The following is a 23,848-nucleotide window of genomic DNA, read 5'->3' on the forward strand; positions in this document are numbered from 1 at the left end:
TGGCCGCTGTCGTCGCCGGCGCCATCGTCATGGAAGCGCCGCGGCCGGCAGCGTGATCGTGACCGTGGTGCCCTGCAGCATGACGCTGTGCACGTGGATCGTGCCTTCGTGCCGTTCGACGACGGCCTTGACGAACGCCATGCCGAGCCCGACGCCGCTGGTTTCCGGCTGGCCGGCGGTGCGAAAGCGCCGGTAACGCTCGAACAGCCGCGTCTGGTCCGCGCTGCTGATCCCGCACCCGCTGTCGCGGATCGTGCAGCGCACGGTCTTGCCGTCGGCGCCCGGCTCGACCCGGCATTCGACGCTCGTCAGCGACGCGCTGTACTTGATGGCGTTGTCCAGCAGGTTGATCAGCGCGCGCGACAGCAGCGCCGGGTCGCCGAGCACGATCGTGTCGTCGCGCCGCGGCACGTCGTCGATCGACATGGATTTCCGGTGCGCGAGCGGCCACACCGCGTCGCGTGCCTCGTTCATCAGGTCGGCGAGGTTGACCGGCACGCGTGCGTAGTCGCTGGCCTCCGCGCGCGAGAGCTGCGCGAAGCCGTCGGCCAGCGCCAGCGTGTGCCGCGCCAGCTTGCCGATTCTCGCGAACTGCTGCTTCATCTGCACGTCGCCCGCCCGTCGCGCCTGCGTGTCGATCAGGATGATCAGCGAGGTCAGCGGAGCGCGCATGTCGTGCGAGAACAGCGTCAGCATGTCGTTGCGCTGGCGTTCGAGCATGTCGCGGCGGACGGTCGCGTGGCGCAAGGTTTCCAGCGCGTCGTGGATCTGCGTGATCTCGGGCCCGATTCCGCGCGGCATCGCGACGTGCGACGTATCGCCATCGCTGAGTGCGACGATCCGGCGGCCTAGCGCATCGAGCGGCTTCGACAGCAGTCGCTGCACGCCGCGCGCGAGCGAGGCCAGGATCGCGATGCACAGTGTCGTGGCGAATGCCGACGACGCGACCTTGAGCCGGGCGGTGTTCCGGTCGCCGATCGCGCGACGCCGGGCCAGGTCGATCACGTGGTCGCGCAGCCGCTCGCTCGGCCGGAAATGCGGCACGATCGCGCGGGAAAAGTCGGCCGCACTCATCGCATAGACGCCGTTCTTGCCGCCGGCGACCGCCGCGTCGACGAGCGGCAGGATGTGCGCGTCGAAGGCCCCGTTGAGCTGCGCGTATTCGCGCGCCACGTCAGGGTCGTCGAGCTTCGCGCCGATCGAGCCGTCGATCAGCGCGCGCAATTGCTCGATGCGGCCGCGCATCCGCATGATGTCCGCGAACTGCGTGCGGTCGAGCGCCTGCCGCGCGAACATCGGCGCGATCAGCAGCGAGCCCGTGCGGCCCGCGTATTCGCGGAGATCGCCGAGGAGCCGCGCGAGCAGGATCGCACCCGATGTGCGCGGGTCGCCCATCGCGGTGTCGGTCATGGCGCCGTCGATCAGCAGCGACAGCGTGTCGACGATCCGGAACAGGCGCGCCTGCGCGTGCTGGATATCGCGAACGCTGCGTGTCGCGCGCGGCCGCATGCCGAGTGCGTCGACCTCCGTGCGCGCATCGGCGAGCGTGATCCGGACCGAGTCGAGGGCATGCAGCAGGTTGCCGCGTTCGCGATCGTCGAGCACGGTCGCCTGCGCGATGCCGCCGCGAAAACGTTCGAGCGCCTGGTCGGAACGCACGCGCGCGGCGAGCAGGTGGCGGACCTCGGTGGCGCCGTCGTCCTGCGGGCGCACCAGCAGGTCGTTCGTCGGGCCGCGTTCGGCCGAGATCACGTTGGCGGCGCTCATCGCGCCGCGGACGAATTCGAAGCGCTGCAGGTCGGCGTTCTCCTGCCGGTATTGCCGGACACTCCCCCAGATGATCGTGCCGCACAGCAAGGCCAGCAGCGTGGTGACGAGGGCGAAGCCGATATGGGTCTTCTGCTGGATCGTCAGCGATCGAATGTTGTATGCGCGTTCCCGGCTAGACGAGAATGTACGATTCATGACACACCATGTTTGCAAGCTTTCCCGGGTGGGCCCGTATTCTCGGCCTGTCGGCGCCGCGATACCGTAAGGTTTTGTGGGGGGCGGGGGCCGCCTTCAACGGGGCGGCAACGATCCTGGCAGGGATGCCGGACCGTGCCTTGCACAGGATCACCTTGCGTCAGTGTGCTGTCGACATCGGACGAGTCGCGATTGATCCGGAGAAACCCTGAACGCGCATCGGACCGGTGGCGCGTTACGACGGATGGTTTGGATTGCGAATGTTTATGGCCGTCGTATTCGATCGATGCGCGGCACGAAGTTCGCGACGGACGACGGCGGCAAGGAGGGCGCGCTGGAAGGAAACGGCAGGCAGGCGCGCCGCCCGCGCACGGGTGACGCGCCAGGGTGACGCTTGCAGCCCGCGTGCCGCGGCGCGAATCGCTGCCGCGGCCGCGCGCGCGGTCAGGCGAGGGCGGGCTGGACGATGATCTTCACGTTCCGGTCCTTGTGGTTGACGAGTTCCTCGAAGCCATGCGAGACGATGTCGCCGAGCGCGATGCGCCCGGTGATGAGCGGCTGCACGTCGATGCGGCCGTCCGCGATGAAGCGGATCACGTCCGCGAATTCGCCGTTGTACGCGAGCGAGCCGATCACTTCCTTCTCGGTCGACACGATGTCGAAGAAGTTGAACGGCGCCGGCTCCTCGAAAATCCCGACCATCACCGACTTGCCGGTCTTGCGGATCACGTCGATCGCGAGCTTCGCGGTGGTGGTGTGGCCGATGCACTCGAACGACACGTCGGCGCCATAGCCGCCGGTCAGCGCCTTGACTTCCGCGATCGCGTCGGACGTCTTCGGATCGATGACCACGCTCGCGCCGACCTCCAGCGCCTTCTGCTTGCGCGCGGCCGACATTTCCAGCGCGATCACGCGCCCGGCGCCCGCGGCCTTCGCGCACATGATCGTGCACAGGCCGATCGTGCCCGCGCCGACCACGACGACGGTCTGCCCGACGATGTTGCCGGCCTTCTTCACCGCATGCAGGCCGACCGCGAGCGGTTCGATCAGCGCGCCGGCCTCGGTCGGGAAGTCGTCGGGCAGCTTGTACAGCAACTCGGCCGGCACGTTCACGTATTCGGCGAATGCGCCGTTGTTCATCAGCCCGGTGAACGCGAGGTTCTCGCAGATGTTGTACAGCCCATGCTTGCAATACCAGCAGGTGCCGCAATGCTGGCAGGCGTCGGCCGTCACGCGATCGCCGACCGCGTAGCCCGTCACGCCCGCGCCGAGTTCGGCGATCTCGCCGCTGAACTCGTGGCCGAGGATGCACTGGCCCTTCAGGCCCGTCAGCGGATGCGGCGCATCGACCGGGATGAAGACGGGGCCCGCGATGTATTCGTGCAGGTCGGAGCCGCAGATCCCGCACCAGTGCACGCGAATCGTCACCCAGCCGGCCGGCGGGCGCTCGGGAACGGGAACCTGTTCGACGCGGATGTCGTGGCGGCCGTGCCAGACGGCGGCTTTCATGCTGGGAGCTGGGGTCGTTGCCGGTGTACTCACGTTGCTGTCTCCATCAGGTTGTCGTCGGGCGCGAGGCGTGGCTGCCGGTGCGCCCGTCGCGCGAGTGCGCGAACGACCGGTATGCAGGAACGGGGCCAGCTCGAGTGGGGGCGCCAGGCGGCGATTACACGGGATAGGCGCGATGCGATGCACCATTTGCCGGCTCTTTGACGGGAAACGATTTGACGGAGGAGGGTGGTGAGATTTGCTGCGGAAGCAAAAGCTCGGACCGGGTGAGACGCTGGGACGTTCGTCTCAGCGCAATGAGACGAATCGCGAGACGCACGCTGCCACGCCGATCCATTGCCGCGATCGGCGGAACGGATCGTTGCGCACATTACCCCTTTACTTGAAGTTAACTTCAATTTGTATCATGTGCGCCAGTCCGATCCCGGACGCGTGATGCATCCCGTTGCACGCGGCCGCTTCAACGGAGGGGAAGATGACCGAATCGCCTGTCGCGGCCGATGCCGCCACGCTGCCGTCGCGCAGCCACGGGGCCGCCGTCGCGAACGTCGTGCTGGCGAGCATCGTGTCGGCGCTGCACGTCGGCAAGGCGACGATCGCGTTGCCGTCGCTCCAGCACGAATTCGGCGGCTCGCTCGCGTCGCTGAGCGGGATCATGTCGGTGTTTCCGTTCGTCGGCGTGTTCGGCGGCATCGCGGCCGGCCTGCTGGTGCGACGCTGGGGCGACCGGCTGCTGCTGATCGCGGGCCTCGTCGTCCTCGGCCTGTCGAGTGTCGCCGGCGCATGGGCCGACAGCTTCGCGCTGCTGCTGGCCACGCGTTTCGCCGAAGGGCTCGGTTTCGTGATCGTGGTGGTCGCTGCACCGGCCGTGCTGAATCGCGTGACGCCGGCCGAGCGGCGCAATCTCGTATTTGGCTTGTGGAGCACGTTCATGCCGGTCGGCATGGCGCTGTCGATGCTGGTCGGGCCGCTGCTCGGCGGCTGGCGCAACGGCTGGCTCGCGGCCGCGGCGCTGACGCTCGCCGCGGCGGCCGCGGTGCCCGTCACGACGTCGGCCGATGCGCCGTCGCGGCAGGCCGGCGCGCCGCGTATCGGGCCCGCGCTGCGCGACGTGCTCGCGTCGCGCTCGACCACGCTGCTGGCGCTGGGGTTCGCCACCTACAACGTGCAGTTCTTCGCGGCGATGACGTTCCTGCCGGTGTTCCTGATGCAGCGCCTCGGCGTCGCGGTCGGTGCAGCGGGGGTGATCAGCGCGGCGATCGTCGCCGCGTGCGTGATCGGCAACCTGACGGCCGGCTGGCTGTTGTCGCGCGGCGCACGGCCCGGGATCGTGATGGCCGCGACGTCGGTCGCGATCGGCGCGGCCGGCGCGGGGCTCTTCAGCGCGGCCACGCCGGCGCCGCTCGCGGTCGCGCTGGGTTTTGCGTTTTCGGCGATCGCGGGGATGTTGCCCGCGACGATCCTCGCGTGTGCGCCGGGCTCCGCGCCGACGCCGTCTCTCGCGCCGCTCAGCATCGGCTGGGTCGTGCAGGGCAACTATCTCGGGCAGGTGATCGGGCCGCTCGCGATCGGCTCGATCGTCGGCGCATTCGGCTGGTCGGGCGGCATCGGGCTGATGCTCGCCGCTGCCGTCACCGGTGCGGCGATCGGCCTGTCGCTGCCGCGCGAACCGATGGGCCGGCGCTGAGCGCGGCGCCGTTCCACCTGCACGGAAATCCGTCAAGCATGCTCAACACCATGGAAAGCCTGATTTGCGAAGAGGACGTGCCGTGCGATGCGCCGGCCTGGGTCGAAGACGATGCGATGCCGCCGCGTGGCGGCGTCGCGCGTCCGCTCGTGACGATCGGCCGGGCGCCGGTTCTCGAGCACGCGGCGGCGGCCGTCTCGCCGTTGCGCCCGCAACTGTTCGTCACGGTGCTGGAGGCCGACGACCATGCGTTGCTGATTCGCTGGGTCGAGAGCGGCCGGTGCCATTACGGCGAGCAGCGCTGGCGCTTGCGCGTCGCGTTGCAGCCGGGCCGCTGCGCGATCTCGGGGCAGCCGATCGAGCCGGGCGAGCCGGTGTTCCGGCCGGTGCGAAGGCCCGTGCCGGCCAATGGCGACGAGATGATCTGCCCGGCGGCGGTGCCGGGTGCGGCGGGCCACGCACGTGACGCCGCGCCGGAGGGCGACGACGCGCGCGAGCCGGCCGACGTTTCCGGTTGAACGCCGGCCGGCTGCGACACGCGTTCGTTACTTCTTCACGTCGTGCCGGTACTGGATGAACCCGGCGTTGTTCGCGAGCTTGTCGTAGAGCGCGCGTGCCGTCGTGTTGGTTTCGTGGGTGAGCCAGTACACACGGCTCGCACCGGCTTCGCGGGCGTGTTCGTACACGGCCTCGATCAGCGCGCCGCCTGCGCCTTGCCCGCGTGCGTCGGGCGCGGTGTACAGGTCCTGCAGGTAGCAGTACGGCCCTTCGGTCCAGCACGAGCGGTGGTAGATCGCATGCACGATCCCGACCAGCGCCCCCGAGGCGTCGAATGCGCCCAGCACGAACATCGGCTCCGCCGGATCCATCAGGCGGGCCCATGTCGTCGCGAACACCGCGTCGCTCAGCGCGGTGTCGTAGAACTTCTGATAACCCTGCCACAGCGGGCGCCACGCGGCTTCGTCGGCGGCGACGAGCGGGCGCACCGTGACGCGCGTCGCGTCGTTCGCGCGGCTGGCCGCATCGCGCGCGCTTGCCTGCGCGTGGCGGATCGCGGTGAGCGACCGGCGCTGCTCGCCCTGCGCGTCGAAGTTCTCCGGGGCGAGCCACGCGTCGAATGCGGCGCGCACATCCGGCCATTCGCCGTCGATGATCGAAAACCACGCGGTGTCGCGATTGCGGCCGCGGTAGATGACCGCCTGCCGGAACGTGCCCTCGTAGCGGAAGCCGAGCCGGGCGGCGGCCTTGCGCGACGGGAGGTTCAGGTCGTCGCACTTCCATTCGTAACGCCGGTAGCCGAGCGTGTCGAATGCGTACTTCATCAGCAGGAACTGCGCTTCGGTCGAAACGGGCGTGCGCTTGAGCAGCGGCGAGAACGTGACGGAGCCGACCTCGATCACGCCGTTGGCAGGATCGATGCGCATCAGCGCGAGCGTGCCGACCGCGCGGCCGGTGGCGCGGTCGATCACCGTGTAGTGCAGCGGATCCGGGCTCGCCTGCGCGGTACGCGCGTACTCGCGGTAGCTCGCTTCGTCGGCGTACGGGCCGTGTGCGAGATAGGTCCAGTCGCTGCCGTCCGGCGCCTGCGAGTAGGCGGCGTGCAGGTCGGCCGCGTGGCGCTCGGCGTCGAGCGGTTCGAGCCGGCAGTAGCGGCCTTCGAGCACGATGCGCTCCGGGCGCGGACGCGCGGACCAGTCGGGAACGGGGTGGCCGATGGGTTGCTGGAAAGCGTTGGTGAGCGTGGACAAGGTCGATCTCGCTTCGGTTGGCGGCCGGCGACATGCCGGCATGCAGACGATCGTAGTCGCGACGAGGTACCATGAGAAGCGCCAGAGATCGGCAAATTTATGGTGCCACGATTGATGGGGCGCGAATCGCGAGCCGTCGTTCACCAGCCGCGCGCCACGCGCCGTGCGCCACCAGCCGTGCGCCACGTTCCGACATTTTCACGCTGCGAAGTTCCGATGACGACTGTCCTTCCTTCCGGCGATGCGCCGTTGCTGCCGCTCGACGCGCCGCTGGCGCGCACACCCGGCGCGCCTTCGCTGCAGCGCCAGTTGCTGCGTCGCGTGCGCGACGCGATTCTCGGCGGCGCGATGCCGGCCGGCACGCGGCTGCCCGGCACGCGCGCGCTGGCCGAGACGCTCGGCGTCTCGCGCAACACGACGGCGGCCGTCTACGAGCAGCTCGTGGCCGAAGGCTTCCTGCAGTCCGACCGCCGCGGTACGCGCGTGGTCGGGCTGTCACGGCCGGCGCCGCCGCGCCGGCGTGCCGCGCCGCCGGCCGTCGCGCAGCGGCTGGGCCGGATTCGCCCGAGCCGCATCGGCACCGGTGAATCGGAAGGCTTCCGGCCGGGCGTGCCCGCGCTGACGCATTTCCCGGCGGACGCATGGCGCCACGCGATCGACCGCGCGCTGCGCCGCGCCGGCCGTGACCTGCTCGGCTATGGCGACCCGCTCGGCGAGCCCGCGCTGCGCGAATCGATCGCCCGCCACCTGGCCGTGACGCGCGGTGTGCGCTGCGATCCCGAGCAGATCGTGATCACGGAAGGCGCACAGGGCGCGATCGCACTGTGCGCGCAGTTGCTGACGAACCCGGGCGATACGGTGTGGGTCGAGGAGCCCGGCTATCGCGGTGCGCGCACCGCGATGCAGGCGGCCGACCTCGACGTCGTGCCGATGCCGGTCGACGCGGAAGGGCTGCGCACCGACGAGGATGATTGGCGCGAGCGGACGCCGCGTCTCGTCTACACGACGCCGTCGAACCAGTTCCCGACCGGCGCCGTACTGTCGATCTCGCGCCGGCTCGCGCTGATCGATGCCGCGCGCCGGCATCGCGCGTGGATCATCGAGGACGACTACGACAGCGAATTCCGCCACACCGGCGAGCCGATCGGCGCGATGCACGGGCTCGCGCCCGATTCGCCCGTCGTCTATCTCGGCTCGTTCAGCAAGACGATGTTTCCGGCGTTGCGGATCGGTTTTCTCGTGCTGCCCGATGCGCTGCTGGCCGCGGTGCGGCCGGTGCTGCCGGAGATGCTGCGCGGCGGGACGCGCCACGTGCAGCTCGCGCTGGCCGATTTCATCGAGACGGGCGAGTACGGCCGCCATCTCGGCCGCATGCGCCGGCTGTATCGCGACCGGCGGCGGTTGCTGCTGGCTGCGCTGGACGGCAACCTGAGCGTGCCGCATCAGATCGAGGGCGGGCCGTGCGGGCTGCATCTCGCGCTGCGGCTGCCGACGCGCTACCGCGATCGCGCGATCGTCGACGCGGCGCGTGCGCACGGCATCGGGCCGTTTCCGTTGTCGGGTTTTTCGATCGAGGCGGGATCGGCGGGCAACGGGCTCGTGCTCGGCTTCGGTAATACGTCGGCCGACGCGTTCGAGCCGATGTTGCGGATGTTGTCGGCGATCGCGGAGCGGGTGGGTGGGGCGTCACCTGCGGGTGGCGGGGCGCGGGGATGACGTCACCCGTCGCCGGTGATTTCCGCGACCGTATCGATTTCGCTTTCGATCTCGCATTCGTCTCGGCATCCCGACAGGAGAATCAAGTCATGAAGATGCGAACTGGATCGGTGATGACCGTCGTTGCTCCGGCTACTTTCGCTACGTGAGCAGGGCGCTCTCGTGCGACGGATGACGATCGGACTTGTGCGGATTGACGAACCGCGCACTTTGTTCGAAACGGCCACCGTCGCGGCTCCGCGCCTGCCGCTCCGCCCGGCATTCGGGTTTCGATTCGTATGTTCGAACAGGCCGCGTGGACTATAAATGGATGGGTGTACCGGGCCTTGTCGAGCGTCTGCGCGTCTCGCGCATGTCGGCGCCGTGACTCCCGGGGGAGGTGCACCGTGGTTCGCCAGACGCTTGCTCGCGCCGTGCTTTGCACCGCGTTGATCGGGGGCGTGTTTGCCGGCTGTTTGTTGCCGCCGCCGGACGCCTTTGCCGGAACCCTCTCGCCGCCCGTCACGCCGCACCCGATGAAGCAGCGGCCGGCTGCCGCGCCTTACGCGATGCCGGTCGATTTTCCGGCGATCGTCGACCGCTACGGCCCGGCCGTCGTGACCGTCATGACCGCCGCACCCGACCAGCAGGCGAGCGGCCCGTCCTTCGCGATCCTCGATCCCGACGATCCGCTCGCGGCGTTCTTCCGGCATGACGTACCGCCGCCGGCACAAGGTGCACCGGCACAGGTACAGGCACCCGAGATGTTGCCTCGCGCGGTATCGGGCAGCGGCTCGGGTTTCATCGTCAGCGCCGACGGCCTGATCCTCACGTCGGCGCATGTGGTCGACGAAGCGACCGACGTGACGGTACGGCTCACCGACCGCCGCGAATTCAAGGCGACGGTGCTGGCCGTCGACCCGCAAAGCGACGTCGCGGTGCTACGGATCGACGGGAAGAAGCTGCCGTTCGTGCGCGTCGGCGATTCGTCGAAGGTGCGCGCGGGCGAGCCGGTGATGACGATCGGCGCGCCGGACGGATCAGGCAACACGGTCACGGCCGGCATCGTCAGCGCCACGTCGCACCGGATGCCGGACGGCAGCGCGTTTCCGTTCTTCGAAACCGACATCGCGCCGAACCCCGACAATTCCGGTGGCCCCGTCTTCAATCGCGCGGGCGACGTGATCGGCATCGCGGTGCAGGTCTATACGGGCCCGGACCGCTACGCGAGCACGACGTTCGCGATCCCGATCGCGTTGGCCGCAAAGGTGCGGGCGCAACTGCAGAAGCAGATGCAGGCGCAGCAGTCCCAGGCGCCGGATGCGTCGTCGTCCGGCAATGCGATCGGCGTCGACGTGCAGGATGTCGGCATCGGGCTGGCCGCGGCGTTCGGGCTGCCGCGTCCGGCGGGCGCCCTCGTCAATGGCGTCGCGCCCGGCTCGCCGGCTGCCGCGGCCGGCGTGAAGCCCGGCGACGTGATCGTGAAGCTGGGCGACAAGACGATCGGCCGTTCGGCCGAGCTGAACGACCTGGCTGCCGCGCTGCCGCCGGGCCAGAAGGTGCCGCTGCGGTTGATCCGCAACCGCGCGCCGGTGATGCTGACGATCACGGGCGCCGACGAGGCCGCCGGCAACGCGGGTGCGACCGTCGGCATGGCTGCGCCGAAGGCGGCTGCACGACCGGCGGCGGGAGCAGCGGCGGGCGCAGCGGCTGCCGACGGCGGCGACCGCCTCGGGCTGACGATGCATGCGCTCAGCGACGACGAGCGCCGCTCGACGGGGCTCGCGGTCGGGATGATGGTGGACGCGGTGCACGGCCCGGCAGCCAAGGCCGGCATCCAGCCGGGCGATGTCGTGCTGGAGCTCAACGATACGCTGCTCGAGACGCCCGATGACATACCGACGCTCGAAGCGAACGGCAGCGTGATCGCGGTGCTGATCCAGCGCAACAACGCCCGGAAATTCGTGTCGGTGCGTGCGCGTTAGGGCGTTGACGCGGTCGCTATCGTCCGCCTACCATCGTTCGATCTCGCACGCAGTCAGCGAGGCATTCAGGAGCCATCCGGCATGAACGCAGCATTCATCATCGTAGTAGTCCACAGGCGCAGGGTCCGGTAGCGGCACCGCGCCGGCACCCATGCGCCCCCGACTCGTTCGGGGGCTTTTTTTTGCATTGCGCACGGCCGTGCGGCACGTGCATGGAGGGCATCCGCTTGCAATCGAACCTGCCGATCGCTTCCGAACGGGCGTCGCCGAGACTCGCGACGCTGATCCTGCTGTGTGCGTGCTCGGTGCTACCGCTGAGCCTGTTCCTGCCGTCGCTGCCGGCCATCGCGCGCGACCTGCGCGCCGACTATGCGCTCGTCGCGCTGTCGCTCGGCGGTTACGCGGCGGTGGCCGCGTCGCTGGAGTTCGTGATGGGGCCGCTGTCGGACCGGTTCGGGCGGCGGCCGGTCGTACTGGCGAGCGTCGGTGTGTTCGCGCTCGGCTCGCTCGGCTGCGCGGTGGCGACCGATATTCGTGCGTTCCTCGCATACCGGCTGATGCAGGCGGCGATCACGTCGGTCTATCCCGTGTCGATGGCGACGATCCGGGACACCGGCGGCGGGGCGCGCGCGGCGAGCCGGATCGGCTATGCGGCGATGGCGGCCGCGTTCGCGCCGATGCTCGGCCCGACGCTCGGCAGCGCGCTCGACCAGACGTTGGGCTGGCGCGCGAGCTTCTGGCTGCTCGGCGCGGTGGGCATCGCGTTGTTCGTCTGGTGTGCGTTCGACCTTATCGAAACCCATGCGAACCGGTCGTCGAGCCTCGGGCAGCAGCTTCGTGCGTATCCGGCGCTGCTCCGCGCGCGCCGTTTCTGGGCCTATGCGCTCTGCATGGCGTTTTCGACCGGCTCTTTCTACGCGTTCCTGGCCGGCGCGCCGCTCGCCGCGCAAACGGTGTTCGGCATCGCACCGGCGGAGATCGGTTTCTACATGGGGACCATCACGGCCGGTTTCGTGTTCGGCGGCTTCGTGGCCGCGCGATACGCACGCCGCTACGCGCTGGCCACGACGATCCTGTGCGGGCGGGTGGTCGCGTGCGCGGGGCCGTTGATCGGGCTCGCGCTGAGGTTCGGTGGGGCGACGCAGGCGATCGCGTGGTTTGGCCCATGCGTGCTGGTCGGCATCGGCAACGGGCTGACGAATCCCGGCGCGCATGCCGGCGCGGTGTCGGTGCGCCCGGCGCTGGCGGGCAGCGCGTCGGGGCTGGCCGGTGCGATGACGATCGCCGGCGGGGCCGCGCTTTCGTCGTTGACGGGGGCGGTGCTGACGGCCGGCAACGCGGGCTATGCGCCGCTCGCGATGATGCTCCTGTCGGCGGCGATCGCACTGGCGGCGGCCGTCTGCGTGCGGGTGTTCGATGCGCGCGACGCCGGGCGGTGAACGGAAACGCGCGGCAGCACCGCGCGGAGCTGGGCATGGGGTGGGCACGGCTACCGTGCCGTGGACGATTGGCGGACAATCGATCGATTATCGGGAGACGACGAACCCGCCGCGCGCCGGGCATGCTCCAACGCGTGAAGGGCGACTGGACGAGGATGCGATGAGCGACTTTTCTGATTTCCAGCGAGACATTGCCGACGCCGCGAGAGCGACATTCAGGGCGCTGCGGGCGCAACATCCGGACGAGCATTTCTATGCGTTCGCGCTGTATACCGACAGCGGTGCGATGACGGTGGTGCCGGCGGCAAATTCGGTCGAGGGGCTGCGCCGGATCCGCGAGCAACAGGCCGTCCCGGACGACGACCCGTGGTATGCGTGGGGCTTTTCCGAATGGGCGTACGCGGCGGCGGAAGCGTCGCCGTTCAATGCGATCTGCGGCAAGCTCGCCGATGACGTGCTGAGCCCGCAGTTCGTTCGCTCGAGATTCCCGGAATTCGCGCGGCAACTGCACGCCGACATGATCGCGGCGTTGCGCTTGCTCGACCGCGAAGGCCTGTTCGGCACGGGCGACGAAAGGGCGGCGATCACGCTGTTCGTGTCGATCAGCGACGACGATGCGGCCGAGGCGCTGGAAAACGAATCGGCGAAGGCGCTGAATCCGCCGGCCGTCGCCGACGCATTCCTGCGCCGCTACGACTGACCGAAATCGGTATATTGCACGGCGGCCCCGGACGGGCGACCGCCATGCGTGCTGCGTGACGGCTTACGGCTTCGCGCCCACGACGAATTCGAACGTCGCGACGCCGTCGACGCCGCCCGTGACGCGATCGCCAGGCTGCAGCGCGCCGACACCCGCCGGCGTGCCGGTGAAGATCAGGTCGCCTGCCTTCAGCTCGACCGAGCGCGACACATACGCGATGACGTCGGGCACGGCCCAGATCATGTCGGCCAGGTCGCCTTGCTGGCGCGTGTCGCCGTTGACCGCGAGCCAGATGCGGCCCGTCGCCGGGTGGCCGGTGGCCGCTGCCGCGCGCAGCGGAGTCACGGGGCCTGATGCATCGAAGCCTTTCGCCCAGTCCCACGGACGGCTCAGCTTCTTCGCTTCGGCCTGCAGGTCGCGGCGCGTGAGGTCGACGCCGACGCCGTAGCCCCACACGTGCGACAGTGCGTCGGCCGGGTCGATCGATCGGCCGTCCTTGCCGATCGCGACGACCAGCTCGATTTCGTGATGCAGGTCGTTCGTCAGCGGCGGATAGGCGACGGTGCCGCTGGCCGGGACGATCGCGTCGGCCGGCTTCGTGAAGAAGAACGGCGGTTCGCGGTCGGGATCGGCGCCCATTTCGCGCGCGTGGTCGGCGTAGTTGCGGCCGACGCAGAAGACGCGGCGTACCGGAAAGCGCGCGGACGACTGGTCGACTTCGACGGAAGGACGCTCGGCAGCGTCGATGACATAAGCGGACATCGGATGGCCTCGTTCGGTGATAAGACGGATGCCGCGCCCGTGCGGTGCACGGGCCGGCATGCGTGCAACGATACCCGACAGCCGTGCGGCCGGATGCGACGCAACTGCGTTTTACCGGGACAATACTACGCGTCGGCCGCCGCCGGGGAATCGTCGCCGTCCGGCAGCGCGGCGTTCGCGTCCCGGTACGCCTTCGGCGACACGCCGACCCGTGCACGGAAGCGCCGCGCGAAATACCCTTCGTCGCGGAAGCCGACCGAGCGTGCGATATCGGCGATGCGCCGGCTGGTATGGGCCAGCAGCGACTGCGCGAGCGCGATCCGGCGCTCGGTCACGAGATCGGTGAAGGTGCTGCCGGTTTCCTTGCGGACCAGGTGCGCGAGGTAGTTGGGGGACAGGAACGCGGCCTCGGCGGTCGCGGCGAGCGTCAGGTCCTCGCGGGTCAGGTTGGCGCGCACGTGCCGCAGCACGCGCGCGAGCGCGTCGCGCCGGCCCGCGCGCTGGGCGCCGCGCTGCGCGAGCTTGTCGAGCGCACCCGCGTACTGCGTGCAGACGAGCCCGATCAGCTGCAGCAGGTAGCCGCGCAGCAGCGTGGTCGAGCCGAACGTGCGCACGCGATCGGTGTCGAGCATGCACAGCGCGAGGCGGCGCGCTTCTTCGTAGGTGTCGCCGGTCAGGATGAAGTCGAGGTGCTCCTGGAAGCGGAACGGCGTCAGCTCGGGAAAGCGATGCGCGGGCACGTCCTCGAGATCGAGCGGGTCGACGTCGAGATCGGCGCGCAGGAACGCCTGGCTGAAGTTGATGACGATGAAGTGCGCGCCTTCCGGATGCGGGATCAGGTGTTCGCGGTGCGGCAGCACGAACGCGAGCGCGCCGCGCGGAAACGGCCGCGTGACGCCGCCGATCCGCTGCTCGGTGTCGCCGCCGAGATTGAACTGGATCTGGAAATACGCGTGCCGGTGCGGCTCGGTGATCGCCTGGCGCGACGCCTGGTCGCGGATGTAGAAGTCGAGCCGGTCGCTGCGTTCGGGCATCCCGTACAGGCGCGGCGGGGCGATGGAGGGCATGAAGGATTCTGCTGTTCGTGACGCGGTTGAGCCGCGATGGTACAGCGAACCGGGCGCGGCGGCGATCCGTGCGGCCGCATGGCTTCGCCCGGTGTCGCTCGCGGCATGCCGCGCGGCGATTACTCGTCCGGATGGAAGCCGAGATAACTGGCGTGCGGGGTGGCGCTATCGGCACGCTGGCTTGCCGCGCCAACCGATCCGAGCGCATCCAGCGTCGACGTACGGTTCGACACCAACATCCAGGCGATGGCCTCGTCGGCGCCGGCCGGGGCCGACTCCGACGCGCGCTGCGCCGTCAAAGCCGTCAGCGCGGCAAGCAGCGCGGCAGCCGGCGGCGCGTGGACCGCGAACCCTTCGTTGGCCACCGCCGCCGTATCGATCCCCAGCACCTTGCACAACCGCGCCCGCAGCGGCGTTTCGGCTTCGCTCGCCGCACGCGCGAGCGCGATGTTCTCGCGGGTGGCCGCATCGACGATCGTGCCGCCGCGGACGAACGGCGCCTGCTGCCACGCATCGGGCGTGCATTGCTTGCCGTCCGGCACCAGCGGCACGAACGGATTCACTTCGGCCGGATAGATCCGGCACACGAGCGGGCGCGCGTCGTAGATCGCGCACCGCATGTCATCGCCGAGGTTCGGGCACGGCCCTGCATGGGTGGCGGTGAGCATGACCGTGATGCGGACGGGCAGCGAGCCGCTGAGCGCGGCGCTCGAGCGCACGCGCTTGTACGCGGCGAACGCGTTGTCGGGCTCGGGCTCGACGAGCCACGGCATCGCATCGCATAGCAGCTCCACGTGGCCGCCGCGCTGCAGCCACGCGATGGCCTCGTCGATCGTCAGCGGAATCCGCAGGTCGCGGCAGCATCCGCCGCAGCCGTTGCAGGCAAAGTCGATATCGGTGGGGGTGTCGTTCATGCTTGATTCGATACGGATAACAGGGTGCCGCGAAGCGTCGCGACAGGGCAACGGTGCGCGTTCATCGGGTGATCAGCGGCGCGATCCGGCGCCGCAGCTCGGGCACAACGTCGGTGTCGAACCACGGGTGGTGCTTGAACCACGCTTGGTTGCGCGGCGACGGATGCGGCAGCGGCAACACGTCCGGGCCATAGTCGCGCCACGCGTGCACGGTGTCGGTCAGCGTGGCCTTGCGCGACTCGCGCAGGAAATGCCGCTGCGCGTACTGGCCGATCAGCAGCGTGAGCCGGATCGACGGCAGCTCGGCGAGCAGCCGGTCGATCCACAGCGGCGCGCATTCGGGGCGCGGCGGGTTGTCGCCGCTTGCGCCGCGGCCCGGGTAGCAGAAGCCCATCGGCACGATCGCGAAGCGCGTCTCGTCGTAGAACGTGTCGGCATCGACGTCGAGCCAGCCGCGCAGCCGCTGGCCGCTCGCGTCGTCCCACGGGATGCCGCTCGCATGGACGCGTGTGCCCGGCGCCTGCCCGACGATCAGGATGCGCGCGTCGCGATGGGCCCGCACGACGGGGCGCGGGCCGAGCGGCAGGTCGGCTTCGCAGGCACGGCACGCGCGGATTTCGGTGAGCAGCACGTCGAGCGGCGCGCGCGTGGGTTTCGGCATCGAATCGGATCGGGGACGGAGTGGTCATGCGGCGTCACCCGGGGCCGCGTGCCGGGCGCCGGCAGGCGGCCCGGGAAAGGCGAGGCGCGGGAGCGCGCGCCGCCTGCATCACGCGGTGCGCATCACGCCTGCGACAGGCCCGGTGCGCCGCTTTCGGCGACGGCAGCATCATACAACGCGGTTTGTGCGATCGCTTGGGCGATCCCCGCGTCGTCGTGCGCACCGTCGAGCATGCCCCAGCGCCGGTATTGGGCCAGGAACCACTCGCCTTCGCGCGGATCGGGGCGGTTCACGGCGCCGCCGTCGTGGAAGCGGATCGGCAGCGGCGGCACGGCGAACGGGCCGGAGCCGTAGTCGCCGAGCAGACGCGGCGCGATCAGCCGGGCCGGCACGCCGAGCGCATCGGGCGACGCGAGCCAGTCGGCCGCCTCGCGACGGTGCGCGGCGCTGTCGAGCCAGGCGCACGCATCGACGAGCGTGCGGATCAGCGCGCGGGCCGTGGCCGGATACAGCGCGACGAAATCGCGCCGGGCCGCGAGCACCTTCTCCGGATGATCGGGCCAGATTTCGCTCGTGACGGCAACGGTCCGCCCCGCGCCGCAGGCCTCGGCCACCGCATGCCACGGCTCGCCGGCGCAGAAGCCGTCGAGCTCGCCGCCGGCGAGCGCGGCCACCATCTCCGGCGGCGGGATCACGACGCTGCGCACGTCGCGCAGCGGATCGACGTCGTGCGACGCGAGCCAGTGGTTCAGCCACATCGCGTGCGTGCCGGTCGGGAACGTCTGCGCGAGGAGCGGCTTGCGGCCGAGCGTCGCGAACGCATCGCGCACGCTGCCACTGGCGCGATATGCGTCGGCGAGGCCGCGCGACAACGAGATCGCCTGGCCGTTGCGGTTCAGCACCATCAGCGCGGCCATGTCGGCCTGCGGGCCGCCGATGCCGAGCTGCAATCCGCAGACGAGCCCGTACAGCGCATGCGCGGCGTCGAGCTCGCCGCTCAGCAGCTTGTCGCGCACGGTTGCCCACGATGGCTGGCGGCTGAGTTCGAGCGTGAGCCCGTGCCGTTCGCCGAGGTTCAGGCGCTGCGCGACGATCAGCGGGGCCGCGTCGCTCAGCGCGACGAACCCGAGGCGAAGATGTGCGCGTTCCGGCGCGGCGGGAGAGGAGGTATCCATGGCATTCATGACTGGGGTGACGCGTCGAGCAGTTGCCGCGCGACGTCGACGATGCGCAGGCCCTGATCCATCGCGCGCTTGCGCAGCGCCGCGTAGGCGTCGTGTTCGGACACCTTGCGCTCGTCCATCAGCAGGCGCTTCGCGCGGTCGATCAGCTTGCGTTCCGCGAGCTCGCGCTCGACGTCGGCCAGCCGGCGGCGCAGCGCGTCGTCGTGCGAGAAGCGGGCGAGCGCGACTTCGAGAATCGGCGCGAGGCGCTCGGCCGACAGCCCTTCGACGAGATACGCGCTGACGCCCGCGCCGACCGCCGCGCGGATCAGCGACTGATTGGCGTCGTGACTGAACATCAGCACGGGGCGCGGCGCGGTGGCGTGCATCACGGCAAGCTGCTCGAGCGTGTCGCGCGACGGGGAATCGGTATCGATGATCACGACGTCGGGATGTTGCTCCTCGACGGCGGCCGGCAGGCGCGCGGGCGTCGCGACGTCGTTCAGCATCTCGTAGCCGAGGTGCGCGAGCGCCTCGCCGAGCTCGCCGATCGGCTTGTCGGTGTCGGTGACGAGCAGCACGCGCAGGCGGGGGGAAGAAGCAGACGGACTCATGACGCGGACGGCGGCGGCGAAATCGTGGCGCGATGGGCGGATCGGGGGCGGCGGCCCCGTGCGGACCTCGGGTCGGTGCCGCGCGCGATGGCCCGGCGGCCGGCGCCGCTGTCTTCATGATAGGTAGGCGGCCGGTGCCGCGTGGCGTCGCGCATGCTACGCGGCCCGGGACAAGGCCGTTTCGATCGCGGTGCCCGCGTCCGGCACGTGCTGCACGGCCGCTTCGCCGATCGCGCCGCCGACGAGGATCACGGCCGGGCTGCCGAGCCGCGCGGCGTCGATGCCGCGCGCGAGACCGCCCAGCGTGCCGGTCCAGCGGCGTTCGTCGGGCGTGCCGGCCCATTGCACGGCCGCGGCCGGCGTCGAGGGCGACAGCACGGCGAGCAGGCCGGCGGCAATACTGTCGACGCGGCTCATGCCCATGTAGATCGCGAGCGTGGTGCCGGTCGCCGCGAGACGCGCCCAGTCGGGTTCGCCGTGGTCCTGACGGTGGGCGGTGACGAACGTGACGCCGTGGCAATGCGCACGGTGCGTGAGCGAGATGCCGAGGCTCGCTGCGGCCGCGAAGCCCGACGAGATGCCGTTGACGATCTCGACCGGAATCGCGGCGGCGCGCAGCGTCGCGAGTTCTTCGCCGGCACGCCCGAACAGCAGCGCATCGCCGCCTTTCACGCGCACCACGTGCGCGCCGCGCAGCGCGTGGCGGCGCATCAGCTTCTCGATGAATGCCTGCGGCGTGGAGCGGCAGCCGCCGCGCTTGCCGACGCGGATCACGCGTGCCTGCGGCGCGAGTTCGACGATGCCGGGCGCGACGAGATCGTCGAGCAGCAGCACGTCGGCGGCGGCCAGTGCCTTCACGGCCTTCAGCGTGAGGAGATCGGGATCGCCGGGGCCGGCGCCCAGCAGCGTGACTTTGCCTGTCGTCATGTCGTGTTCCAGTGCCGCCGGCATGCGGCGGTCGATAGCGCGTATGTCTTGCGCGGCGGCGGCGGGCGGTCGAAACGCACCGGCATCCGGCCGTGCCGCGCACGGAAGGACGCCGTTGTCCTGATCGGCCCGCCTGAATGACGGGCAGGGTTTGCGGGGACTGCCCACCGGCGCCGTTGCCGGTGTCATCAGCGGATTCAGCAATATCCGGGCCAACCGGCATGACGCGTCGCGCCGGGGCGGCGGCAACGGCGCGCATTGCGCCGCGCGATGCCCGCGAGCGTGAAGGCAGCCGCCGCGCGCGGGCAGCCGCGATGCCGCATCGGCGTGCATCGTGCCCCGTCAGCGCGCACCGCGATGTCGCACGGCGACAGTGCTGCAGCGCACCACATCTGTGCCTCGCTGCCTCACGGCGCATCGTGGGTCGCACGAAGCCGCGCATCGTGCAACGCCCGATGAGCCTTGCGTGGCGGGGCTGCGGGCCCGATTCGCGACGACATGGCACGGCGTTTGCGTCAGGGGCTTCGGGCGGATCAATGGCGATTCGTCCGGCAGTACCGATTACCGACGCGCCCGGCAACGGGCTTCATGGGCAACGGCGTCCTACGCATCGGGTCTCGACGAGACCGGGTGCGCAGGACGCCGTTTTTCGTTTGGCGGATGACATGACCGACAAAGCTACCCGTATCGATCTCTTCAGCTTCCGCACCGCGCCGATGCGCGCGTTCCACCTGACGTGGATGGCGTTCTTCGTGTGCTTCTTCGCGTGGTTCGCGTGCGCGCCGCTGATGCCGCTGATTGCACGCGAATTCCACCTGACGGCCGCGCAGGTCGCCAACATCAACATCGCGGCGGTGGCCGCGACGATCGCCGTGCGGCTGCTGGTCGGCCCGCTGTGCGACCGCTTCGGCCCGCGCCGCGTGTACGTCGGCCTGCTGCTGCTCGGCGCGATCCCCGTGTTCGCGGTGTCGTTCACGCACGATTACCTGTCGTTCCTGATCTGCCGGCTCGGCATCGGCGCGATCGGCGCGGGCTTCGTGATCACGCAGTACCACACGTCGGTGATGTTCGCGCCGAACGTGGTCGGCACCGCGAACGCGACGACGGCCGGCTGGGGTAACGCCGGCGCAGGCGCGACGCAGGCGCTGATGCCGCTGCTCGTCGCCGCCGGCCTGATGCTCGGCTTCGGCGAGGATTCGTCGTGGCGCATCGCGCTGGTCGTGCCGGGCGCCGCGATGCTCGTGATGGCCTGGGCGTACTGGCGCTTCACGCAGGACTGCCCGCAAGGCGACATCATCGCGCTGCGCCACGCAGGCGTGACGGTCGACAGCGGCAAGAAGGGCGGCTGGGCGAGCTTCTTCGCGGCCTGCGGCAACTATCGTGTGTGGATGCTGTTCGTCACGTACGGCGCGTGCTTCGGCGTCGAGGTGTTCATCCACAACATCGCCGCGCTGTACTACGTCGATCACTTCAGCCTGTCGCTGAAGGACGCCGGGTTCGCGGTCGGCCTGTTCGGGCTGCTCGCGCTGTTCGCGCGTGCGCTCGGCGGCTGGCTGTCCGACAAGATCGCCGCAAGCCGCAGCCTCGACGTGCGCGCGACGCTGCTGTGCGGGCTGATCGTCGGCGAAGGGCTCGGGCTGATCTGGTTCTCGCATGCGCAAAGCGTCGGCATCGCCCTCGTCGCGATGCTCACGTTCGGCCTCTTCACGCACATGGCCTGCGGCGCGACCTACGCGCTGGTGCCGTTCATCGACCGCAAGGCACTCGGCGGCGTGGCGGGGATCGTCGGCGCGGGCGGCAACGTCGGCGCGGTGGCCGCGAGCTTCCTGCTGAAGGGTGTCGGCGACGTGCAGCACACGCTGAGCCTGCTCGGCCTGGCCGTCACCGCGACCGCGCTCTGCGCGATGGCCGTGCGCTTCAGCGCGGAACACAAGGCGCGCGAAGCCGAGTTGCGCGACCGCGCGCTGGCTGCCAGCGGCGTCGCGAACTGATCGACCGGAGGAAACGTCACCATGAAACTCATCGTCATCGGCCACGGCATGGTCGGCCACAAGTTCCTCGAATGCGTCGCGGCGGAAGCGGGCGCCGCGGGCGCGCTGCAGGTCACGGTGCTCGGCGAGGAACCGCGTCCGGCGTACGACCGCGTGCACCTGTCGGAATTCTTCGCGGGCAAGTCGGCGGACGACCTGTCGCTCGTCGAACCCGGCTTCTTCGAACGTCATCCGCAATTCGACCTGCGGCTGAACGCGCAAGTCGCGTCGATCGACCGCGCCGCGCATACAGTCACGCTCGCGTCCGGCGAAACGCTCGCGTACGACAAGCTGGTGCTCGCGACGGGTTCGCGCCCGTTCGTGCCGCCGATGCCGGGGCACGATCGTGACGGCTGCTTCGTGTACCGGACGATCGAGGATCTCGAAGCGATGCAGGCGTGCGGCACGCACGCGAAAAGGGGCGTCGTGGTCGGCGGCGGCCTGCTCGGCCTCGAATGCGCGAAGGCGCTGCGCGACATGGGGCTCGACACGCACGTCGTCGAATTCGCGCCGCGGCTGATGGCCGTGCAGGTCGACGACGGCGGCGGCCGGATGCTGCGCGCGAAGATCGAGGCGCTCGGCGTGACCGTGCATACGGGCAAGAACACGCTGGAAATCGTCGATGGCGAGGCAGGCACGCACCGGATGGCGTTCGCCGACGGCTCGCACCTCGACGCCGACATGATCGTGTTCTCGGCCGGCATCCGCGCCCGCGACGAACTGGCCCGTGCATGCGGTCTGGACATCGGCCCGCGCGGTGGCGTCGCGATCGACGACGCGTGCCGCACGAGCGATGCCGACATCTACGCGATCGGCGAATGCGCGGCCTGGAACGGCATGGTGTACGGCCTCGTCGCGCCGGGCTACGACATGGCGCGCGTGGTCGCGAAGCAGCTCGGCGGCGATGCGAACCGTGCAGTCGAAGCCGCCTTCGCCGGCGCCGACATGAGCACGAAGCTGAAGCTGATGGGCGTGGACGTCGCGAGCATCGGCGACGCGCACGGCACGACGGCCGGCAGCCGCACCTACCAGTACGCGGACGAGCGCCGCCAGGTCTACAAGAAGCTCGTGGTGTCCGACTGCGGCAAGTTCCTGCACGGCGCGGTGATGGTCGGCGATGCGGCCGAGTACGGCACGCTGCTGCAGATGATGCTGAACCGCATCGAGCTGCCGGAGTCGCCGGAATTCCTGATCCTGCCGTCGTCGGACGGCGTCGCGAAGCCGGCGATCGGCGTCGAGGCGCTGCCCGCGGCCGCCCAGATCTGCTCGTGCAACAACGTGTCGAAATCGCAGATCTGCACGGCGGTCGCCGACGGCGCGACGAGCCTCGGCGCGCTGAAGACGTGCACCGGTGCCGGCACGTCGTGCGGCGGCTGCGTGCCGCTCGTCACGCAGATCATGAAGGCCGAGATGAAGAAGCAGGGCCTCGCGGTCAACAACCATCTGTGCGAGCACTTCCCGCATTCGCGCCAGGAACTGTTCCACCTGATCCGCGTCGAGCGCATCACGACCTTCGACGAACTGCTCGCGAAGCACGGCCACGGCCTCGGCTGCGACGTGTGCAAGCCGGCGGTGGCGGGCATTCTCGCGTCGTGCTTCAACGAATTCGTGCTGAAGAAGGAACACGCGGCGCTGCAGGATTCGAACGACTACTACCTCGCGAACATCCAGCGCGACGGCACGTACTCGGTGGTGCCGCGCATGCCGGGCGGCGAAGTCACGCCGGAAGGGCTGATCGCGGTCGGCCAGGTCGCGAAAAAATATGGCCTGTACACGAAGATCACCGGCGGCCAGCGCGTCGACCTGTTCGGCGCGCGCGTCGAGCAACTGCCGTCGATCTGGGAGGAACTGATTGCCGCCGGCTTCGAATCGGGCCACGCGTACGGCAAGGCGCTGCGCACCGTGAAGTCGTGCGTCGGGTCGACGTGGTGCCGCTACGGCGTCGACGATTCGGTCGGCCTCGCGATCGACCTGGAGAACCGCTACAAGGGGCTGCGCGCACCGCACAAGATCAAGTTCGGCGTGTCCGGCTGCACGCGCGAGTGCGCGGAAGCACAGGGCAAGGACGTCGGCATCATCGCGACCGAGAAGGGCTGGAACCTGTACGTGTGCGGCAACGGCGGGATGAAGCCGCGCCACGCGGAACTGCTCGCGTCCGATCTCGACCGCACCACGCTGATCCGCTACATCGACCGTCTCCTGATGTTCTACGTGCGCACGGCTGACCGGCTGCAACGCACGAGCGTGTGGCGCGACAACCTCGAAGGCGGCCTCGACTACCTGATCGACGTCGTCGTGCACGACCGGCTCGGGCTCGGCGCCGAACTCGAAGCCGACATGCAGCACGTGGTGGACACCTACGAGTGCGAATGGAAGAAGGCCGTGACCGATCCGGAAACGCGCAAGCGCTTTCGCCACTTCGTGAACAGCGACGCGCCGGACACGACCATCGAATTCGTCGAGACGCGCGGCCAGATCCGGCCCGCGACACCCGGCGAACGCGCGGGCGGCAAGCGCGTGTCGATTCCCGTCGTGGCCGAAGGCGTGACGCAAGCCGCCACCGAACCCGCCACCGTTTGACCCTGACCGACACCCGCGTTTTTTCCAAGGAGTCCATCATGAACGATCGTCTTCCGCTGTCCTGGACCCGCGTGTGCCCGCTCGACGACATCGTGCCGAACACCGGCGTGTGTGCGCTCGTCAACGGCGAGCAGGTCGCGGTTTTTCACGTCGCGCATGCCGAAGCCGGCGGCGTGTTCGCGATCGACAACATCGATCCCGTGTCGCAGGCGGCCGTGATGTCGCGCGGGCTGATCGGCAGCCTCGGCGAGCGCGTGGTCGTCGCGTCGCCGCTGTACAAGCAGCACTTCGACCTGCGCACCGGCGAATGTCTCGAGGCGCCCGAGCAGTCGGTGAGCGCCTACCCGTCGCGGGTCGAGGACGGTTTCGTGTGGATCGCGGCCTGACCGCCCCGGAGCGCGC

At 69.8% G+C, this 23,848-nt stretch carries 19 protein-coding genes; 9 read left to right on the top strand and 10 right to left on the bottom strand.

Annotated elements, in window-relative coordinates; all coding sequences use genetic code 11:
- Nucleotides 1-27: 27 nt before the first annotated feature.
- Both CFB43_RS23485 and CFB43_RS23490 read right to left on the bottom strand, forming a co-directional pair.
- On the bottom strand, nt 28-1,965 hold the full coding sequence (locus CFB43_RS23485; protein ID WP_089496776.1) for a sensor histidine kinase: 1,938 nt from the start codon (nt 1,963-1,965) through the stop codon (nt 28-30).
- Between the two features lie 444 nt (nt 1,966-2,409).
- The gene (locus tag CFB43_RS23490) at nt 2,410-3,474 is read right to left on the bottom strand and encodes a 2,3-butanediol dehydrogenase (RefSeq protein WP_089496777.1); all 1,065 of its coding nucleotides are present in this window, start codon (nt 3,472-3,474) and stop codon (nt 2,410-2,412) included.
- Between the two features lie 475 nt (nt 3,475-3,949).
- On the opposite strand from CFB43_RS23490, the gene CFB43_RS23500 reads away from it, so the two are divergent.
- Entirely contained in the window at nt 3,950-5,161 is a 1,212-nt protein-coding gene (locus CFB43_RS23500) for an MFS transporter (protein ID WP_089496778.1), read from the top strand.
- 38 nt (nt 5,162-5,199) lie between these two features.
- On the top strand, nt 5,200-5,679 hold the full coding sequence (locus CFB43_RS23505) for a DUF3331 domain-containing protein (protein WP_089496779.1): 480 nt from the start codon (nt 5,200-5,202) through the stop codon (nt 5,677-5,679).
- 27 nt (nt 5,680-5,706) lie between these two features.
- Here the strand turns inward: CFB43_RS23505 and CFB43_RS23510 are convergent, their stop codons facing one another.
- Complete coding sequence (locus tag CFB43_RS23510; RefSeq protein ID WP_089496780.1) at nt 5,707-6,909, bottom strand: GNAT family N-acetyltransferase; 1,203 nt, start codon at nt 6,907-6,909, stop codon at nt 5,707-5,709.
- Nucleotides 6,910-7,125: 216 nt separating this feature from the next.
- Between CFB43_RS23510 and pdxR the strand changes: the two genes are divergently transcribed.
- From pdxR to CFB43_RS23530, 4 genes are all read left to right on the top strand, one after another.
- Entirely contained in the window at nt 7,126-8,625 is a 1,500-nt protein-coding gene (gene pdxR, locus CFB43_RS23515) for a MocR-like pyridoxine biosynthesis transcription factor PdxR (protein ID WP_089496781.1), read from the top strand.
- Nucleotides 8,626-9,011: 386 nt separating this feature from the next.
- Entirely contained in the window at nt 9,012-10,589 is a 1,578-nt protein-coding gene (locus CFB43_RS23520) for a trypsin-like peptidase domain-containing protein (protein ID WP_089496782.1), read from the top strand.
- Between the two features lie 227 nt (nt 10,590-10,816).
- Nucleotides 10,817-12,028, top strand: coding sequence for an MFS transporter (locus tag CFB43_RS23525; protein WP_089496783.1), 1,212 nt, complete (start codon nt 10,817-10,819; stop codon nt 12,026-12,028).
- A gap of 160 nt (nt 12,029-12,188) precedes the next feature.
- The gene (locus CFB43_RS23530; protein ID WP_089496784.1) at nt 12,189-12,728 is read left to right on the top strand and encodes a DUF4303 domain-containing protein; all 540 of its coding nucleotides are present in this window, start codon (nt 12,189-12,191) and stop codon (nt 12,726-12,728) included.
- 63 nt (nt 12,729-12,791) lie between these two features.
- Here CFB43_RS23530 and CFB43_RS23535 read toward each other — a convergent pair whose 3' ends face one another.
- The 7 genes from CFB43_RS23535 to cobA form a co-directional block, all read right to left on the bottom strand.
- Nucleotides 12,792-13,490: a fumarylacetoacetate hydrolase family protein gene (locus tag CFB43_RS23535; RefSeq protein ID WP_089427313.1), complete on the bottom strand. Its 699-nt coding sequence runs from the start codon at nt 13,488-13,490 to the stop codon at nt 12,792-12,794.
- A 125-nt stretch (nt 13,491-13,615) separates the two neighbouring features.
- Entirely contained in the window at nt 13,616-14,557 is a 942-nt protein-coding gene (locus CFB43_RS23540; protein ID WP_089496785.1) for a helix-turn-helix transcriptional regulator, read from the bottom strand.
- Between the two features lie 119 nt (nt 14,558-14,676).
- Nucleotides 14,677-15,471 (bottom strand): YkgJ family cysteine cluster protein, encoded by a 795-nt coding sequence (locus CFB43_RS23545; RefSeq protein WP_089496786.1) that lies wholly within the window; start codon nt 15,469-15,471, stop codon nt 14,677-14,679.
- Between the two features lie 61 nt (nt 15,472-15,532).
- On the bottom strand, nt 15,533-16,132 hold the full coding sequence (locus CFB43_RS23550; RefSeq protein WP_089496787.1) for a uracil-DNA glycosylase family protein: 600 nt from the start codon (nt 16,130-16,132) through the stop codon (nt 15,533-15,535).
- A gap of 122 nt (nt 16,133-16,254) precedes the next feature.
- Complete coding sequence (locus tag CFB43_RS23555; protein ID WP_089496788.1) at nt 16,255-17,307, bottom strand: CmpA/NrtA family ABC transporter substrate-binding protein; 1,053 nt, start codon at nt 17,305-17,307, stop codon at nt 16,255-16,257.
- Nucleotides 17,308-17,312: 5 nt separating this feature from the next.
- Nucleotides 17,313-17,909 carry an ANTAR domain-containing response regulator gene (locus CFB43_RS23560; RefSeq protein ID WP_089442307.1) on the bottom strand — a complete coding sequence of 199 codons (597 nt, stop codon included), beginning with the start codon at nt 17,907-17,909 and terminating at the stop codon, nt 17,313-17,315.
- A 156-nt stretch (nt 17,910-18,065) separates the two neighbouring features.
- Complete coding sequence (gene cobA, locus CFB43_RS23565; protein ID WP_089498110.1) at nt 18,066-18,836, bottom strand: uroporphyrinogen-III C-methyltransferase; 771 nt, start codon at nt 18,834-18,836, stop codon at nt 18,066-18,068.
- Nucleotides 18,837-19,501: 665 nt separating this feature from the next.
- Here cobA and CFB43_RS23575 point away from each other — a divergent pair.
- The 3 genes from CFB43_RS23575 to nirD are packed head-to-tail and all read left to right on the top strand — an operon-like array spanning nt 19,502 to nt 23,832.
- On the top strand, nt 19,502-20,827 hold the full coding sequence (locus CFB43_RS23575; RefSeq protein ID WP_089496790.1) for an MFS transporter: 1,326 nt from the start codon (nt 19,502-19,504) through the stop codon (nt 20,825-20,827).
- Nucleotides 20,828-20,848: 21 nt separating this feature from the next.
- Nucleotides 20,849-23,446, top strand: a complete 2,598-nt coding sequence (gene nirB, locus CFB43_RS23580) for a nitrite reductase large subunit NirB (RefSeq protein ID WP_089496791.1) — start codon at nt 20,849-20,851, stop codon at nt 23,444-23,446.
- 38 nt (nt 23,447-23,484) lie between these two features.
- Nucleotides 23,485-23,832, top strand: coding sequence for a nitrite reductase small subunit NirD (nirD, locus tag CFB43_RS23585; RefSeq protein WP_089496792.1), 348 nt, complete (start codon nt 23,485-23,487; stop codon nt 23,830-23,832).
- Nucleotides 23,833-23,848 lie beyond the last annotated feature (16 nt).

It is taken from the genome of Burkholderia sp. AU15512 (assembly GCF_002223325.1).
Classification (GTDB): domain Bacteria; phylum Pseudomonadota; class Gammaproteobacteria; order Burkholderiales; family Burkholderiaceae; genus Burkholderia.